This is a genomic window from Streptomyces sp. NPDC058051 (genome assembly GCF_042885475.1).
Classification (GTDB): Bacteria; Actinomycetota; Actinomycetes; order Streptomycetales; family Streptomycetaceae; genus Streptomyces.
Genome location: NZ_JBHVRW010000006.1, coordinates 83,910 through 98,398, shown reverse-complemented (window position 1 = coordinate 98,398; position 14,489 = coordinate 83,910). Strand labels below are relative to the sequence as shown.

Sequence of the window (14,489 nt, the reverse complement as noted above, 5' to 3'; positions counted from 1 at the left end):
CACGGTGCTCAATCGTCCTCATCCTCTTCGTCCGCGTGGTCGCCCTCTTCCTGCCACTCCTCCCACCATTCGGTCCCGATCCCCGGATGCTCCCTCTCCACCCGTTCCCTGAGGAAGTCCAGGTCGGTCCGCCGGTACTTGCGGATCAACTGGTCCAGCGAGAGTTCCATCTGATCGAGCACGTCGATCCGTGCCCCGGCCTCCAGCAGCGCCTGCACGAGCGCCGGCGAACCACCGCCGTCGACCGCCGCGCAGAGCGGTGTACGGCCCTGATGGTCCGTCGCCTCCAGATCGAGACCGGCGGCGAGGAGCCGGGGGAGCAGAAGCGTGTGGTCGATCAGATGCAGCACATGGAGCAGGCTGCGCTGCCCGGCGTCCCGCACCCGGAGGTCGACCCCCGCGTCCAGGAGATCCAGGACCCCCGGTGTGTCCCCGTGCTGGACGCGCAGGAAGAGATCGCGGCGCTGCGCCCGCAGGGCCTTGGGCAACGGTCCCTTGCCGGTCACGCAGGCGTGCTCCACGGCGAAGCAGCCGGTGACCGCGCCGCCGAAGGCCCGCAGGGCGTTCTCGCGCTGCCGCTCCTGCGGGGTGTGCGGAGAAGCGAGTGCGCCGTCGCGGAAGACGACCTCGTGCCAGGTGCCGCGGCACCTGACCCGTACCGGTGCGGGAGGCGTCGGCTCCGGCGGGCCGGCCACGGGGCCGATGCCGGTGACGAGGGCCCCGGCGACGAGCGGGTGCAGCTCTCCGGGCGACATCCCACCGCTCCGCAGGAGATCGATGTCCGGCAGCCTGCGCCAGGCCGCCTCGGGTACGAAGGCCGCGTCCTCGGCCTCCCGCCGTCCGGTGAGGCTCATCCGCAGGGGGCCGTGGTCCGTGAACTCCAGCAGGATGTTGGCCCGCCAGTCCTTACTGATCAGGAAGCGCTCCGCCGGGCTCTGTTCGGCGAACCTCCGGACGTTCGCCTCCACCCGGGGAACGTCGAGCGCCAGCCCGGCCATGATCGTTTCGGGCGTCGCCTGGTACCAGGCGGGCAGCTGCGGCGGTGTCGGATCCCACTCGATTCCGGCCGCCGCCAGGGACTCGGCCACGTGGCCGTTGTGGTGCAGCAGCGTCAGCCACTCGGCACGGGCCACCGGATCCCCGGAACCGGGGTCCGCCGCGGGCAGTTCGCCGGCGCCGAGTGGTGTGCCGTCGGCGTGGAGGAACGGCACCCGGTCCGCACCGCCGGCCCGGGTGCGCAGTTCTCCGGTACGGCGTCCGTCCCACAGATACCGGGCCGTACGCCAGTCCTCGAAGCCCGAGCGGAACACGACGGGCGCCGACTGCCGTTGCATCCCGGCTGTTCCGAACCGAAGGGCGATCCGCTGCGGTCCGTCGACCATCGGGAGCGTACGGAGGTACAGATACGGCGACGCCGACGTCGGCCCGTCCGGTGTACGGCCGTAGCCCGCAAGGATCACGGTGCGGTCGGTGGCGAGCGTCGAACGGCCGCCGAGGACGCGTGGCAGATGCCAGCGCACCAGGTCGGGCACCAGATGAAGGAGATCGGACGCGAGCGCTCCGGCCACGTCCGGACCGTACCGTTCGGACACCCGGGCAAGGTCGAACCGCACATCGAACCGGGCCGCCGCGCAGGCTCCCTGCCAGTCCCCGGCCGCCCGCCGCCGGGCCGACTCCTCGATCATCCGACGGGGCACCGCGTACCGACGGACCTGCCGTCGGCTCGCCATCTCGTCCGGCGCGATATACCCGACCGTCTTGCCGGGGCTCACCGGTAGACGCTCCTGACCGCGCGCAGGTCCGCGTGCGTTCCGCCGTCCGGGCGCAGCCGCGTCGCGAAGGAACGCTTCACCTTGCGCGGAAGGCCCGGCCCCAACCCCACGTACTCCAGACGGGAGTCGGCGTCGACGGCCGCGAGCAGGGTCTTCGCGCCCCGTCCGGTGAGCCCGGTGTGGGCCAGCTCCAGCCGCCGCAGCGGACTGCCGCGCAGGGCTCCGGCCAGCGCATGGGCTCCGCTGTCACCGGTGGCGTTGGGCGGGGCGCCGAGGCTGCGTTCCGAGGGCGGCCGGCCCAGGTCGAGCGCCTCGATCCCGTCGAGCGCGTCGGCCAGGGCGCGTGCGCCGGCGGGCCCGATGCCGTTGCCGCCGAGACCGAGCCGGACCGGGCGCGCGGGGTCGGCCGCGGCCGCGAGCACGGCGGCTCCCCCGTCACCGAGATGGTTGGCCGGAAGGTACAGCTCCCGTACCCCGGCGTCGCGGATGAGCGCGGCGAGCAGGGGAGCCGCGTCGGCCCCGAGCCCGTTGCCCCCGAGGAACAGCCGCTCGACCGGTCGGGACCGCCGGCTCAGTACGGCGAGCAGCGCGGCGAGGGCGTCGGCGGTGAGCCCGCTGTTCACCAGGTCGAGGGTGCGCAGAGCGGTGTTGCGGCGCAGCATCGGAACGAGCGCCCGGACACCCGCGTCGCCCAGGGGATTGCGTTTCAGCCACAACGCCCTGACGGTGTCGTCCTCGCTCAGCGCACCGGCGAGCGCTGTGGCGCCGTCGGCTCCGATGCGATTGCAGCCGAGGTAGACCGTCCGCAGCCCGTGACCGTCCCGGTCGAGCGCGTCGGCGACGGCCTGCGCCCCTTCGTCGCCCAGTGAGTTGGTGCCGAGCAGCACGTGCGCGGCGTGCGGGGAGCGGGCGACGGCGGGCATCACCCGGACCGCGCCCGCCGCCCCGAGACCCTGCTTGCAGAGATCGACCCGGCCGTCCGCCCGCAGCGTGCCGAGCGGAAAGGTCTCGTCGGCTTCGACGGCATGCGCGGAATCCAGCCGCTTCAGCAGCGGATCCAGCAGGGCCGCGTCGGCGAGCGGAATGTCCGGATGCTCGATCGCGGGACAGCGTACGGGCGTCGGCTGCAAGATCACTACTCCCCAGGTCCCCCGCCGGTACCCGGCCAGGAGAGGGCGACCGCATCCTCCGCCCGCTCGGGACGAACCGACGCCGTCGACTTTCCTCCACGAAAAGGTGGCAAGACCGGTCGGATTCGAACCGACGTCCTCCAGCTCGCAGCTAGGGCGCGACGACCTCTGCGCTACAGCCTTGCCGTGCGTGATCATAGCCGCACCGGCACCAAATTCGCACACCTGTACACCTGTTGAGCCGATTCGGTGTCTCCTGGGGCGTGCCCGCGCCGCCGCCCGCGCCGCCGCCCGCGCCGCCGCCCGCGCGGCTCACCCGGAGCGGTTCCCGACTGCGGGGCCGCTGCTGACGAAGACGGCCAACCTGAACCTGGTCGCCGACCACTGGGACGACCTGTTGCGTCGTGCGGGATCGCTGAAGCATGGCCAGGCCGCCGCCTCACTGATCGTCGGCAAGCTCTCCGCCTCCTCCCGGCAGAACGCCCCGGCCGCCGCGCTCCACGCCGACGGCGCGGTTCCCGAGCCGCGCACCGGGGCCCGGATCGCGGCGACACGCTGACGTCAAACCTCCCTGCTCAGGCGGCGGTCCGCAGGCGTTCGTGCGCCCACTCTTCGAAGCTGGTCAGGTCGATGCCCAGCGCACGAGCGAACTCTGGCCGGGCCGGCTGGCCGACCACCTCCATGAACTCGTGCGTGGCACCCATGTCTCCCATGCCGGCGGCGCGGGCCTGTTCCTCGGTCATGTCCGGGGCCGTCAGCGGGACGCCCAGGGCGCGGGAGAGGATCTCGGCGATTTCGGTCATGGTCAGGTAATCGCTGGTGAGCTCCAGTTCCACTCGGTGGAACTCGGCGGGGGCGGACAGGGCGGCTGCCGCGGCTCGGCCCACGTCCTTGGCTGCTACCAGTGCCAGGTGCGTGCTCGGTTTGACGACGGTGACCAGACCTCCTTCGACGCCGCGGGGGAAGTAGAACCGCATGGACGGCTCGAAGTTCTCCATGAAAAACGCCGGCTTGAGCAACGTCCAGTAGGGAAAGTCGAGTTCGCGCAGCCGGTCCTGGATCGCGGCCTTCGTGCCGAGCGGGGCTTCCATCACCGCCCACCGTCCTTCGGCCCAGCCCGGAGCCTCGACGTGCTGCCCCACGCCGCTGGTGGAGGACTGAACGAACTGCTCCACACCGGCGGCCCGCGCAGTCGTCATGAGGTTGTCCGCCTGGCTGACCTCGCCGGCGAAGTCGAACCCCTGCTCGGTGTAAGCGGGCATCTGCACGGAGAAGACGGCCCGCACGCCGTCCATGGCCGCCTCAAGGGTCGCGGGTTCGGTGAGATCGCCCACGAACAGGCTGGCGCCGAGTTCTTCGACGGCCCGTGCGCGCGGCGTGCTCGGGTCGCGCACCAGGGCGCGCACCGGTGTTCCCTGCGCGAGCAGGGCGCGGGCGGTGGCGCCGCCTTGGCGGCCAGTGGCACCGGCGACGAGAACCGGTGTTGCGGCAGTGGTCATGTGCACATCTCCTCAGCGGTCACGCACATCACAAACGGCGGGGTCCGCCGTTTCGCGTTCGCTACAATACGGCGGGGCCCGCCACTTATCAATATTTGGGGAGATCATGACCGGCCAGCGCTCGGACGCCCGCCGCAACTACCAACACATCCTGGCCGTGGCCGAGGCCGAGGTGGCGGCCCAAGGAGCCCAGGCTTCCCTGGAGCGGATCGCCCGCGTCGCAGGCGTCGGATCAGCCACCGTGCGGCGCCACTTCCCCACCCGCAAAGCCCTGCTCGAAGCCGTCTTCAAACAGCGCGTCCGTGTTCTGTGTGATCGCGCTCATACGCTCTGCGGCGAGCGCGACAGCCGCTCCGCGCTGGTGGCATGGCTGCGCGAGCTGCTCGCCTACTCACTCGCCGCACGCGGTCTGGCAGACGTCCTCGCCTACGAGCCCCTCCAGGACGAGGCCACCCAGGACTCCTGCGCGGCAGCCATCGGTGCGGCCGGCGCCTTGCTGCTGCGCAGGGCCATTGACGACCAGGCCGTCCGGGCAGACATCACCATCGACGATCTGCTCGTAGTGATCGTCGGAATCGCCCTGGCCACCGAGCATTGCACCGACCCGGCAATGCAGGCGGACCGCGCCTTCCGGCTCGCCGTCGCAGGCTTCGGCGCCAACGGCACCTGCGCACGGCCGTCACGGCCCTGACTCAGCGCGTCAACCAGTCCACGAAGCCGGTCCCCGGGCCAGGTCCGATAGCGTGCCGACCGGCCAGCAATCGACGGGCCGTCAGAACCTCGTCCTCGCCGAGGCCGGGATCGATGAACCGGTCACGTTCGAGGAACGATGACGGTCCATCACGACGAGCAGGCGGTGTCCACGTACGGCCGGACCGGAAGCCAGTGGTGGTCCTTCGGCGACACCTGGTCCATCGGCAAGAAGACGGCGTACGTGAAGGACAAGGGTCTGCTGGGGGCGATGGTCCGGGAGATGCCGGGTGACACGGCGCAGGGGACGCTGCTCAACGCCTTGGACCGTGGCCTGAAGCAGAAGCCCGGGAGGTTGTCCGGCCTGTTCCGCGAAGCCTGATGGGCCCCTGCGGGAGAGGCCGGACAGTCGCTGAGGCAAGCCGGCGACGCGCACCCGTGCACCGGAGGCGAAGCGCGCCCACGCACCGGACCGGCGCGACCCCCGTCGCACGCTCACCGTCTCCCACCTGACCTACAGGCCACGGCCCCTCCTGTCAGACCACGCACCGAGCGGCCCCCGTCGCGTGCATTCTGCGGGGCCTCCTGCCCTTCATCCCAAGTTCTACGCGGGGAATCCTCTCTCCCGTGAAAGGACTTCGGGCAGAAGGGCGGGTGGCGCACGGAAGTCTGCATCCAAGGCGTCCGCACGCCGTGTCTGCGGAGCCGCGCCTCCGGTCCGCGCGTACAGCCGCGTACACAGGGCCGTCCGCAGCGGACAGCCGTATGCGTGAGGTTCAGCCGTGGGCGGCGAACTCGACGAAGGCGGACCAGCCCTGCGCGGTGAGGGAGAGGACCGGCCCCGTACGGTCCTTGGAGTCGCGGACATGGACGACGCCCGGTCGGGCGGCGACTTCAAGGCACTGCCCGCCTTCGGCGCCGCTGTAGCTGCTCTTGAACCAGTGCAGCGGCGTGGCGGCGGAATCGGTGGTCGCTTCGACGTTCATACCTCTCCCAGCAACTTTTCGATGAAGGCCAGGGACTCGCGTGGAGTGAGAGCCTGCGATCGGATGATCCCATAGCGGGCCGCCAGTGCGCGGACTTCCTCCCGGTCGGTCATCAGTGTGCTCCTGCCCTGCACCTCCAGATAGCCGACCTGGTCGCTGTTCTGCCGGGTGATGACGGTGAAGGGGCCGTCGACACCCGCGTTGTCCTCACGGTCCGCCGGCATGACCTGGAGCTCCACATTGCGCTTCTGGCCGATGAGCAGGAGCTGTTCGAGCTGGCCCCGGCGGACCGTACGGCCACCGAGCCCGCGCGTGAGCACCCATTCCTCCATGACGAAGCTGAGCAGCGGGGCGGGCCAGCGGCCGAAGATCTCCTGCCGGGCCTGCCGGGCCGCGATCCGCTGCTCGATGGTCGCCTCGTCCAGCAGCGGACGCCGCTCGACCAGCAGGGAGCGTGTGTACTCCTCGGTCTGGAGCAGTCCGTTGACGACGAGGGTGTCGTAGGCGCACAGCTCCACCGCCTCCGCCTCCAGGCGTGCCGCGTCGCGGAAGAACGCCGGATAGTGGGCGCGGGCGATCTCCTCCTTGGCCGCTTTCAGCACCCCGTGTGCGTGCAGCAGTTCGTCCGCCTGGTCGATGAACTTCGGCGGCGGAATCCGGCGCCCCTGCTCGAAGGAGGCGATGGTCGAGGCGGAGTACCCGGTCATGGCCCCGAACTCCGCGCGTTCCAGCCCCGCCGCCACCCGGAACAGCTTCAACTGCCTCCCGAAGAAGACCAGAACGCCCATCCCCGGCTCGTACGACTGCTCCGGCCGTTCCTGCTCCGGCATGCTCCACTCCTCCACGCTCGCCCCGGACCGCCGTACCCGGCCACCTGCATCGTGCCGTGTACAGCCCACGCCGCACGCGCGTACAGCCGACTGCCGTCCGCGCGTCCGTCCTGGGCAACGCTATGCAAGCGCCGCGAGGGTTTTCCCCATGACCGATGCAATTGACTCTTCCGTGCGATGCGCGGAACCGGGCTCCGGAACGCGGGAGTTCGCGATGTGCTTCACCGCCACACCGCGTGGCGCCCGGCTGGCCCGCAGGCTCGTCTCGCTCCGGCTGGACGAATGGGGGCACCCCTACACCTCGGAGCCGAACGAGACGATGACCCTCATCGCTGCCGAACTCGCCGCCAACGCGGTGCGTCACGGCCGTGTACCGGGGCGCGACTTCCACCTGCGGCTGACGGAGACGGACAGGCACGCACTGCGCATCGAGGTGGCCGACACCCGGACCGAGTGCCTTCCCCCGGCCGGGGTGCCGCGGCGCCCGTCGGAGGACGAGGAGTCCGGGCGGGGCCTGCTCCTGGTCTCGCGGCTCGCGGACCGCTGGTGTGTCGTGCCGCGCGTGGGAGCCCCGGGCAAGTGCGTCTGGGCGGAGGTGGGCCTGGGCACGCGGACGTGCTGAGGGCCGCCTTTTCGCGGGGCGGCCCGGCGTGCCCGGGACGCCCCCGGCACCGCACCCCCGGTGGCGCACAGCGCCGGGGGCGGGAGCGGGGGCTCAGGCGGGGGATCAGCCCAGCTGCTCGTACGCCGGCAGCGTCAGGAAGTCCACGTAGTCCTGGTCCAGGGAGACCTGGAGCAGCAGGTCGTGGGCCTGCTGCCACCTGCCGGAGGCGAACGCCTCCTCGCCGATCTCCGTCCGGATCGCGGCGAGTTCCTCGGCCGCGACCCTGCGGGCCAGGTCCGCCGTGGCGTGCTCGCCGTTCTCGAAGACCACGTCCGCGTTGATCCACTGCCAGATCTGCGAGCGCGAGATCTCGGCGGTGGCCGCGTCCTCCATGAGGTTGAAGATGGCGACGGCGCCCATGCCGCGCAGCCAGGCCTCGATGTAGCGGATGCCGACCGCGACGGCGTTGCGCAGGCCGTCGTACGTGGGCTTGGCGTCCAGGGTGTCGATGGCGATCAGGTCGCCCGCCGCCACCGCGACGTCCTCGCGCAGGCGGTCCTTCTGGTTCGGCTTCTCGCCGAGGACCGCGTCGAAGGAGGCCATGGCGATCGGGACCAGGTCGGGATGGGCGACCCAGGAGCCGTCGAAGCCGTCGCGGGCCTCGCGGTCCTTGTCGGCCTTGACCTTCTCGAACGCGACCTTGTTGACCTCCGCGTCGCGACGGGACGGGATGAAGGCCGCCATGCCGCCGATGGCGTGCGCCCCGCGCTTGTGGCAGGTGCGGACGAGGAGTTCGGTGTACGCGCGCATGAACGGGGCGGTCATCGTCACCGCGTTGCGGTCCGGGAGGACGAACGCGGGGCCGCCGTCCCGGAAGTTCTTGACGATGGAGAAGAGGTAGTCCCAGCGGCCCGCGTTCAGCCCGGAGGCGTGGTCGCGGAGCTCGTACAGGATCTCCTCCATCTCGTACGCGGCGGTGATCGTCTCGATGAGGACGGTCGCGCGGACCGTGCCCTGCGGGATGCCGATGTAGTCCTGGGCGAAGACGAAGATGTCGTTCCAGAGGCGGGCCTCCAGGTGGGACTCCGTCTTCGGGAGGTAGAAGTACGGGCCCTTGCCGAGGTCGATGAGGCGCTGGGCGTTGTGGAAGAAGTAGAGACCGAAGTCGACCAGCGCACCCGGCACCGGGACGCCGTCGAGCTGGAGATGACGCTCATTCAGATGCCAGCCGCGGGGACGGGTGACGACCGTCGCGAGTGCGTCGGCGGGCTTCAGGGCGTACGACTTACCCGAACCGGGGTCCGTGAAATCGATGTTACGGGTGTAGGCGTCGATCAGATTGATCTGGCCGAGGACGACGTTCTCCCAGGTCGGGGCGGACGCGTCCTCGAAGTCGGCGAGCCAGACCCTGGCGCCCGAGTTCAGGGCATTGATGGTCATCTTGCGGTCGGTCGGACCGGTGATCTCCACCCGGCGGTCGTTCAGCGCGGCAGGGGCCGGCGCGACCTTCCAGGAGTCGTCCGCACGGATCGCCGCGGTCTCCGGCAGGAAGTCCAGCGTGGAGGTACGGGCGATCTCGGCCCGGCGCCCGCCCCGATGGGCCAGCAGTTCGTCACGGCGGGGCGTGAACCGCCGGTGCAGCTCGGCCACGAACGCGAGGGCCGCCTCGGTCAGGACCTCGTCCTGCCGGGGCAGGGGCTCGGCATCGACGATGGCCAGCGGGGACGGCGCTGGTGCGGACATGAGCTGTCACTCCTTCAGCGGGCGGTGCGGGCGGTGCGGGCGGCTTCTCGCGGTCGCCGGCCACCGTAGTTCAGTGGATATTAGTTTCCTCATGGTGGAAGTTCAATGGATTGCTGATGTCGTGGGCCTCCGGGGCGGCGGAACGCGGCCGCGGAGGCGCCGGGCGCCGCCCCCGGTCACTCAAGGTGCTTCAGGTCCTCCACCGTGTCGATGTCGTACGCCAGAGCCACATCGGAACACTCGACGAGCGTGATCGCATCGCGGTGCGCCCGCAGATACGCCCGAGCGCCCTGGTCGCCCACCGCCCCCGACGCGATGTCCGCCCACCGGTCGGCCCCGAACAGCACCGGATGGCCGCGCTCCCCGCCGTACGAGGCGGCCACGAGGCTGGCCCGCGACCGGTACGCCGACCGCACCCGCGCCACCGCGTCCGCGCCGATGCCCGGCTGGTCGACCAGGAGGACGAGCGCCGCGTCCGCCCCCGTCCCCGAGAGCGCCCCGAGACCTGCCCGCAGCGACGAGCCCATGCCCTCGGCCCATTCGGGGTTGACGGTCACCGTGCAGCCGGCGAGGTCGGCGCGTGCCCGCACCTCCGCGGCGGCGGCGCCGACGACCACATGGACGCGGTCGCAGCCGCCCTCGCGCAGGACGCGCACCGCGTGCTCGACCAGCGGCCGGCCGCGGTGTTCCAACAGGGCCTTGGGCCGGCCGCCGAGCCGTCGTCCGCCGCCCGCCGCGAGCAGCAGCCCGGCGACCGCGGGGGTTTGTGTTGTCCGAGTCATGCGGACTGGATACCCCAGGCATGCCCGTGCGGCGCAAGTGGGACGGGTGGTCCACGGAAGAGTGATGCCGTCCGCCGAGGCCCAGGTTCTTCACTCTTACGGGCCGCTGAATTCTGTCGGCGGAGTGGCGCCGGACACCTGTCATGGCGTTAACTTGCGGGCATTCCCGGACACTTGACCGCGGTCCGGGGCCGGGTCGAAACACTGGCACAAGGATGTGCGAGGGGGAGTGCTTTGTTGCGAAGCGTGGGGCAGACGCGAGTGACCAGCAGTGGTGAGGATCCGAGGGTGACGGAGCTGCGTACGGCCGTCTCCCGACTCCGCCGTGAGCTGGCGGCACATCCCGGGGAGTTCCCGGACCGGGGGATCGCCGAGGACGAGTTGGCCGCCCTCGACGCGATGGCGATCAGCGGCGCACCCGAGATTCCGCGCCTGCGCCGTTCGCTGCTGCTGATCGCGGGGGCGATCGGCTCGGTCAGCGCACTGGCCGCCGCGCTCAGGGACGTGCGGGTCGCCGTCGATCTCTTCGGCGAGCCGCCGCGCCGCTGACGTACGACGGCCGTGCGCGACCCGGCCCACCCGGACCGGGGAAGAGCACACCGTCACGACGAACGGCGGCCGAACGGGTTCGAGAGGTGTCGGAGAGGGCGGCTTCGGCCGCTCCTCCGGTCCTCCGGCACGTCCGGCGGCCGAACCGTTTCGGGGGCGGAGGTGCCGGAAGGGCCGACTTCGCCCCTCCGGTGCGTCCGTCTCCCGCACGCACCTCTCAGCCGAGGGAACCGCTGCCGGCCAGCGTGTCGGACAGATCCTTCGCGGCCTGCTGGAGCATCGGCACGATCCGTTCCGTCGCCGACTCCGTCACGCGGCCCGCCGGGCCCGAGATCGAGATCGCGGCCGCCGTGGGCGAGCCGGGTACGGAGACGGCCAGGCAGCGCACCCCGATCTCCTGCTCGTTGTCGTCCACCGCGTAGCCGACCCTGCGGACCTGCTCCAGCGCTTCGAGGAAGCCGTCCGGAGTCGTGATCGTCTTGTCGGTGGCGGCCGGCATTCCGGTGCGGGCGAGCAGGGCCCGTACCTCCTCCGGTGGTGTGTGGGCCAGCAGCGCCTTGCCGACGCCCGTGGAATGGGGGAGCACCCGGCGGCCCACCTCGGTGAACATGCGCATCGAGTGCTTGGACGGCACCTGGGCCACGTACACGATTTCGTCGCCGTCGAGCAGGGCCATGTTCGCCGTCTCGCCGGTCTCCTCGACCAGGCGCGCGAGATACGGCCGGGCCCAGGTGCCGAGCAACCGGGACGCGGACTCGCCGAGCCGGATCAGGCGCGGGCCGAGCGCGTAGCGCCGGTTCGGCTGCTGGCGCACGTATCCGCAGAGCACCAGGGTGCGCATCAGTCGGTGAATGGTCGGCAGCGGAAGCCCGCTGCTCGCGGAGAGCTCGCTCAGGCCGACCTCGCCCCCCGCGTCCGCCATCCGCTCCAGCAGATCGAAGGCGCGCTCAAGGGACTGCACACCGCCGCCGGCTGCGGCGGGCTTGGAGTCGGAAGTGCTGGCGTGGGACGGCGGCACGTCAACGGTCCTTTCGAGGCGGAAAGAGCGGGTGCCCCGCCCGGCGAGGCACCCAGAGCCTACCGGGCGGTCCTCGATCGGCCCACTGCTCCGGATGCGGCGTCCTGGCCGGTCAGGGCGTGATTGTCCGGGCGCCCAGGGGTGGCGGAGCAGCGCGGCGGTGCCGTATGCGGCCCATGTTACGTTCCGCTCTCCGAAATTGTTCTTTTACCTGGTGGAAATTTCTACGGGCGGGTGTGGGTGGTCCACCGGCGGTCCGGCGGGGAGAGTGGGGTCTTGACGGGCCCGAATCCCGAGTGAAGACTCCTTCAACAGTTCGTTGAACGTGCCCGCGGTCGACAGTGCGAAGTGCCGGATGCGCGAAGTGCCGACCTTTCGAAGTGCCGGCAGCGCGAAGTGAGGAGTACGGGTGTCCGGAGCGGACGTGGAACTGGTACTGCGCTCGACGCGCGTCGTCACCCCGGAGGGGACGCGCCCCGCGGCGGTCGCCGTCGCCGGCGGGAGGATCGACGCCGTCCTGTCCTACGACGCCGAGGTGCCGGCCGGTGCCCGGACGGAGGACTTCGGGGACGATGCCCTGCTTCCCGGACTCGTCGACACCCATGTCCATGTGAACGACCCCGGCCGGACCGAGTGGGAGGGCTTCTTCACCGCGACCCGCGCCGCGGCGGCGGGCGGCATCACCACCCTGCTCGACATGCCGCTCAACTCCCTCCCGCCGACCACCACCGTCGATCATCTGCGCACCAAGCAACGGGTGGCCGCGCCCAAGGCGCACATCGACACCGGCTTCTGGGGCGGCGCGATCCCGTCCAACGTCAAGGACCTGCGACCGTTGTACGAGGCCGGCGTGTTCGGCTTCAAGTGCTTCCTCTCGCCCTCCGGCGTCGACGAGTTCCCGGAGCTCGACCAGGAGCAGCTGGCCCGGTCCATGGCCGAGATCGCCGGGTTCGGCGGACTGCTGATCGTGCACGCCGAGGACCCGCGCCACCTGGCCTCCGCGCCGCAGCGCAGCGGGCCCGCGTACGCCGACTTCCTCGCCTCCCGGCCCCGCGACGCCGAGAACGCCGCGATCGAGGGGCTGATCGCGCACGCCAGGCGGCTGAACGCCCGGGTTCACGTGCTGCATCTCTCCTCCAGCGACGCGCTGCCGTTGATCGCCGCCGCGAAACGTGAGGGAGTACGCGTCACCGTCGAGTCCTGTCCGCACTTCCTCACCCTCACCGCCGAGGACGTCCCGGACGGTGCCACGGAGTTCAAGTGCTGCCCGCCGATCCGTGAGGCCGCCAACCGGGACGCGCTGTGGGATGGGCTCGCCGACGGCACGATCGACTGCATCGTCTCCGACCACTCACCGTGCACCACCGACCTCAAGACGCCGGACTTCGCCTCGGCCTGGGGCGGCATCTCCTCCCTCCAGCTGGGCCTTCCCGCCATCTGGACCGAGGCCCGTGAGCGCGGCCACTCGCTCGACGACGTCGTCCGCTGGATGTCGGCCGCCCCCGCCGCACTGGCCGGGCTCACCCGCAAGGGCGCCATCGAGGCGGGCCGTGACGCCGACTTCGCCGTCCTCGCCCCGGACGAGACCTTCACCGTCGACCCCGCCGAACTCCTCCACCGCAACCGGATCACCGCATACGCCGGCCGGACCCTGCACGGCGTCGTCAGATCGACCTGGTTGCGGGGTGTACGGATCGCGGCGGACGGCTCCGTCGGCGAACCCACCGGCCGCCTCCTGGAAAGGAACCACTGACATGACGGCGACAGCCCGCTTCACCGGCGACGCGAACCCGTACGGCGGCGGCGACCCGTACGCCGACTACCGCACCACCGACTTCCCCTTCACCGACCTGATCGACCTCGCCGACCGTCGGCTCGGCGCCGGTGTGATCGCCGCCAACGACGAGTTCTTCGCCGAGCGCGAGAACCTTCTGAAGCCGGAGCCCGCCGCGTTCGACCCCGAGCGCTTCGGCCACAAGGGCAAGATCATGGACGGCTGGGAGACCCGCCGCCGCCGCGGCGAGGGTGCCGACCGGCCGCACCCGGCGGACGAGGACCACGACTGGGCACTCGTCCGCCTCGGGGCACCCGGAGTCGTCCGCGGCCTCGTCGTCGACACCGCCCACTTCCGCGGCAACTACCCGCAGGCGGTCTCCGTCGAGGCGGCCTGCGTCCCCGGCTTCCCCTCACCGGAGGAACTTCTCGCGCCCGGGGTGACGTGGACAACGCTCGTACCGCGTACAGCCGTTGGCGGGCACGCGGCCAATGGCTTCGTCGTCACCGCCGAGCAGCGCGTCACCCATCTGCGGGTCAATCAGTACCCGGACGGCGGGATCGCCCGCCTCCGCGTGTACGGCGAGGCCGCTCCCGATCCGGGCTGGCTGGCCGCCCTCGGGACCTTCGATCTGGTCGCCCTGGAGAACGGCGGCGCGGTCGAGGACGCCTCCGACCGCTTCTACTCCCCGGCCACCCACACCATTCAGCCGGGCAGGTCCCGCAGGATGGACGACGGCTGGGAGACGCGCCGCCGACGCGACCGGGGCAACGACTGGATCCGCTACCGGCTCGTGGAGCAGGCGCGCATCCGCGCCGTCGAGATCGACACCGCGTACCTGAAGGGCAACGCCGCGGGCTGGGCGAGCCTGTCCGCCCGTGACGCAGAGAGCGGTGACTGGACCGAGGTGCTGCCCCGTACCAGGCTGCAACCGGACACGAACCACCGCTTCGTCCTGCCGGAGCCGGTACGGGCCACGCACATCCGGATCGACATCTTTCCCGACGGCGGCATCTCCCGGCTGCGGCTGTTCGGCTCGCTGACGGAGGAGGGCGCTCGGCGCCTGGCCGCGCGCCACCGCGCGCTCACCTGAGCGAGGGCCCTGCGGCGAC

At 71.2% G+C, this 14,489-nt stretch carries 14 protein-coding genes, 1 tRNA gene and 1 pseudogene; 7 read left to right on the top strand and 9 right to left on the bottom strand.

The features are described 5' to 3' along the window. Nucleotides 1-8: 8 nt before the first annotated feature. The 3 genes from ACFVUT_RS12340 to ACFVUT_RS12330 form a co-directional block, all read right to left on the bottom strand. Complete coding sequence (locus ACFVUT_RS12340) at nt 9-1,772, bottom strand: ankyrin repeat domain-containing protein (RefSeq protein WP_389652110.1); 1,764 nt, start codon at nt 1,770-1,772, stop codon at nt 9-11. Further along, the gene (locus ACFVUT_RS12335) at nt 1,769-2,905 is read right to left on the bottom strand and encodes a gala protein (RefSeq protein WP_389652330.1); all 1,137 of its coding nucleotides are present in this window, start codon (nt 2,903-2,905) and stop codon (nt 1,769-1,771) included. The genes ACFVUT_RS12340 and ACFVUT_RS12335 overlap by 4 nt, the downstream gene beginning before the upstream one ends. A 104-nt stretch (nt 2,906-3,009) precedes the next feature. Further along, nucleotides 3,010-3,085 (bottom strand) — tRNA-Arg (locus tag ACFVUT_RS12330). Nucleotides 3,086-3,092: 7 nt separating this feature from the next. Here ACFVUT_RS12330 and ACFVUT_RS12325 point away from each other — a divergent pair. Beyond that, nucleotides 3,093-3,461 (top strand): Tn3 family transposase, encoded by a 369-nt coding sequence (locus ACFVUT_RS12325; RefSeq protein WP_389652113.1) that lies wholly within the window; start codon nt 3,093-3,095, stop codon nt 3,459-3,461. Nucleotides 3,462-3,477: 16 nt separating this feature from the next. Here the strand turns inward: ACFVUT_RS12325 and ACFVUT_RS12320 are convergent, their stop codons facing one another. Next, complete coding sequence (locus ACFVUT_RS12320; RefSeq protein WP_389652115.1) at nt 3,478-4,401, bottom strand: NmrA family NAD(P)-binding protein; 924 nt, start codon at nt 4,399-4,401, stop codon at nt 3,478-3,480. 106 nt (nt 4,402-4,507) lie between these two features. Between ACFVUT_RS12320 and ACFVUT_RS12315 the strand changes: the two genes are divergently transcribed. After that, on the top strand, nt 4,508-5,092 hold the full coding sequence (locus tag ACFVUT_RS12315; protein WP_389652118.1) for a TetR/AcrR family transcriptional regulator: 585 nt from the start codon (nt 4,508-4,510) through the stop codon (nt 5,090-5,092). A 138-nt stretch (nt 5,093-5,230) separates the two neighbouring features. Beyond that, nucleotides 5,231-5,473 (top strand): annotated as a pseudogene (locus tag ACFVUT_RS12310) (glycosyl hydrolase family 18 protein); the annotation flags it as partial. A 394-nt stretch (nt 5,474-5,867) separates the two neighbouring features. Here the strand turns inward: ACFVUT_RS12310 and ACFVUT_RS12305 are convergent. Both ACFVUT_RS12305 and ACFVUT_RS12300 read right to left on the bottom strand, forming a co-directional pair. Further along, a complete protein-coding gene (locus tag ACFVUT_RS12305) occupies nt 5,868-6,077 on the bottom strand; it encodes a DUF397 domain-containing protein (RefSeq protein WP_389652121.1) in 210 nt (69 codons plus the stop codon). Next, the gene (locus ACFVUT_RS12300; protein ID WP_389652124.1) at nt 6,074-6,907 is read right to left on the bottom strand and encodes a helix-turn-helix domain-containing protein; all 834 of its coding nucleotides are present in this window, start codon (nt 6,905-6,907) and stop codon (nt 6,074-6,076) included. Before ACFVUT_RS12300 ends, ACFVUT_RS12305 begins: the two co-directional genes overlap by 4 nt. Nucleotides 6,908-7,055: 148 nt before the next feature. On the opposite strand from ACFVUT_RS12300, the gene ACFVUT_RS12295 reads away from it, so the two are divergent. Next, on the top strand, nt 7,056-7,529 hold the full coding sequence (locus ACFVUT_RS12295) for an ATP-binding protein (protein ID WP_389652127.1): 474 nt from the start codon (nt 7,056-7,058) through the stop codon (nt 7,527-7,529). 105 nt (nt 7,530-7,634) lie between these two features. Here ACFVUT_RS12295 and aceB read toward each other — a convergent pair whose 3' ends face one another. Together aceB and ACFVUT_RS12285 are read right to left on the bottom strand one after the other, a co-directional pair. Next, nucleotides 7,635-9,254, bottom strand: a complete 1,620-nt coding sequence (gene aceB / locus ACFVUT_RS12290; protein WP_389652130.1) for a malate synthase A — start codon at nt 9,252-9,254, stop codon at nt 7,635-7,637. A 176-nt stretch (nt 9,255-9,430) separates the two neighbouring features. Continuing rightward, nucleotides 9,431-10,036, bottom strand: a complete 606-nt coding sequence (locus ACFVUT_RS12285) for an NTP transferase domain-containing protein (protein WP_389652133.1) — start codon at nt 10,034-10,036, stop codon at nt 9,431-9,433. 234 nt (nt 10,037-10,270) lie between these two features. On the opposite strand from ACFVUT_RS12285, the gene ACFVUT_RS12280 reads away from it, so the two are divergent. Then, nucleotides 10,271-10,585 (top strand): DUF5955 family protein, encoded by a 315-nt coding sequence (locus tag ACFVUT_RS12280; protein WP_389652136.1) that lies wholly within the window; start codon nt 10,271-10,273, stop codon nt 10,583-10,585. 217 nt (nt 10,586-10,802) lie between these two features. Here ACFVUT_RS12280 and ACFVUT_RS12275 read toward each other — a convergent pair whose 3' ends face one another. Then, a complete protein-coding gene (locus tag ACFVUT_RS12275) occupies nt 10,803-11,603 on the bottom strand; it encodes an IclR family transcriptional regulator (protein WP_389652139.1) in 801 nt (266 codons plus the stop codon). A gap of 409 nt (nt 11,604-12,012) precedes the next feature. Between ACFVUT_RS12275 and allB the strand changes: the two genes are divergently transcribed. Both allB and alc read left to right on the top strand, forming a co-directional pair. Beyond that, on the top strand, nt 12,013-13,356 hold the full coding sequence (allB, locus tag ACFVUT_RS12270; RefSeq protein WP_389652142.1) for an allantoinase AllB: 1,344 nt from the start codon (nt 12,013-12,015) through the stop codon (nt 13,354-13,356). A 1-nt stretch (nt 13,357) separates the two neighbouring features. Further along, nucleotides 13,358-14,470, top strand: a complete 1,113-nt coding sequence (alc, locus tag ACFVUT_RS12265; protein ID WP_389652145.1) for an allantoicase — start codon at nt 13,358-13,360, stop codon at nt 14,468-14,470. The last annotated feature ends 19 nt before the right edge of the window (nt 14,471-14,489 follow it).

Bases quoted from the DNA above. Each gene is read 5' to 3' on its own strand.
- ACFVUT_RS12320 (WP_389652115.1), bottom strand. From the start codon at position 4,401: ATGACCACTGCCGCAACACCGGTTCTCGTCGCCGGTGCCACTGGCCGC.
- ACFVUT_RS12315 (WP_389652118.1), top strand. From the start codon at position 4,508: ATGACCGGCCAGCGCTCGGACGCCCGCCGCAACTACCAACACATCCTG.
- ACFVUT_RS12305 (WP_389652121.1), bottom strand. From the start codon at position 6,077: ATGAACGTCGAAGCGACCACCGATTCCGCCGCCACGCCGCTGCACTGG.
- ACFVUT_RS12300 (WP_389652124.1), bottom strand. From the start codon at position 6,907: ATGCCGGAGCAGGAACGGCCGGAGCAGTCGTACGAGCCGGGGATGGGC.
- ACFVUT_RS12295 (WP_389652127.1), top strand. From the start codon at position 7,056: ATGACCGATGCAATTGACTCTTCCGTGCGATGCGCGGAACCGGGCTCC.
- aceB (WP_389652130.1), bottom strand. From the start codon at position 9,254: ATGTCCGCACCAGCGCCGTCCCCGCTGGCCATCGTCGATGCCGAGCCC.
- ACFVUT_RS12285 (WP_389652133.1), bottom strand. From the start codon at position 10,036: ATGACTCGGACAACACAAACCCCCGCGGTCGCCGGGCTGCTGCTCGCG.
- alc (WP_389652145.1), top strand. From the start codon at position 13,358: ATGACGGCGACAGCCCGCTTCACCGGCGACGCGAACCCGTACGGCGGC.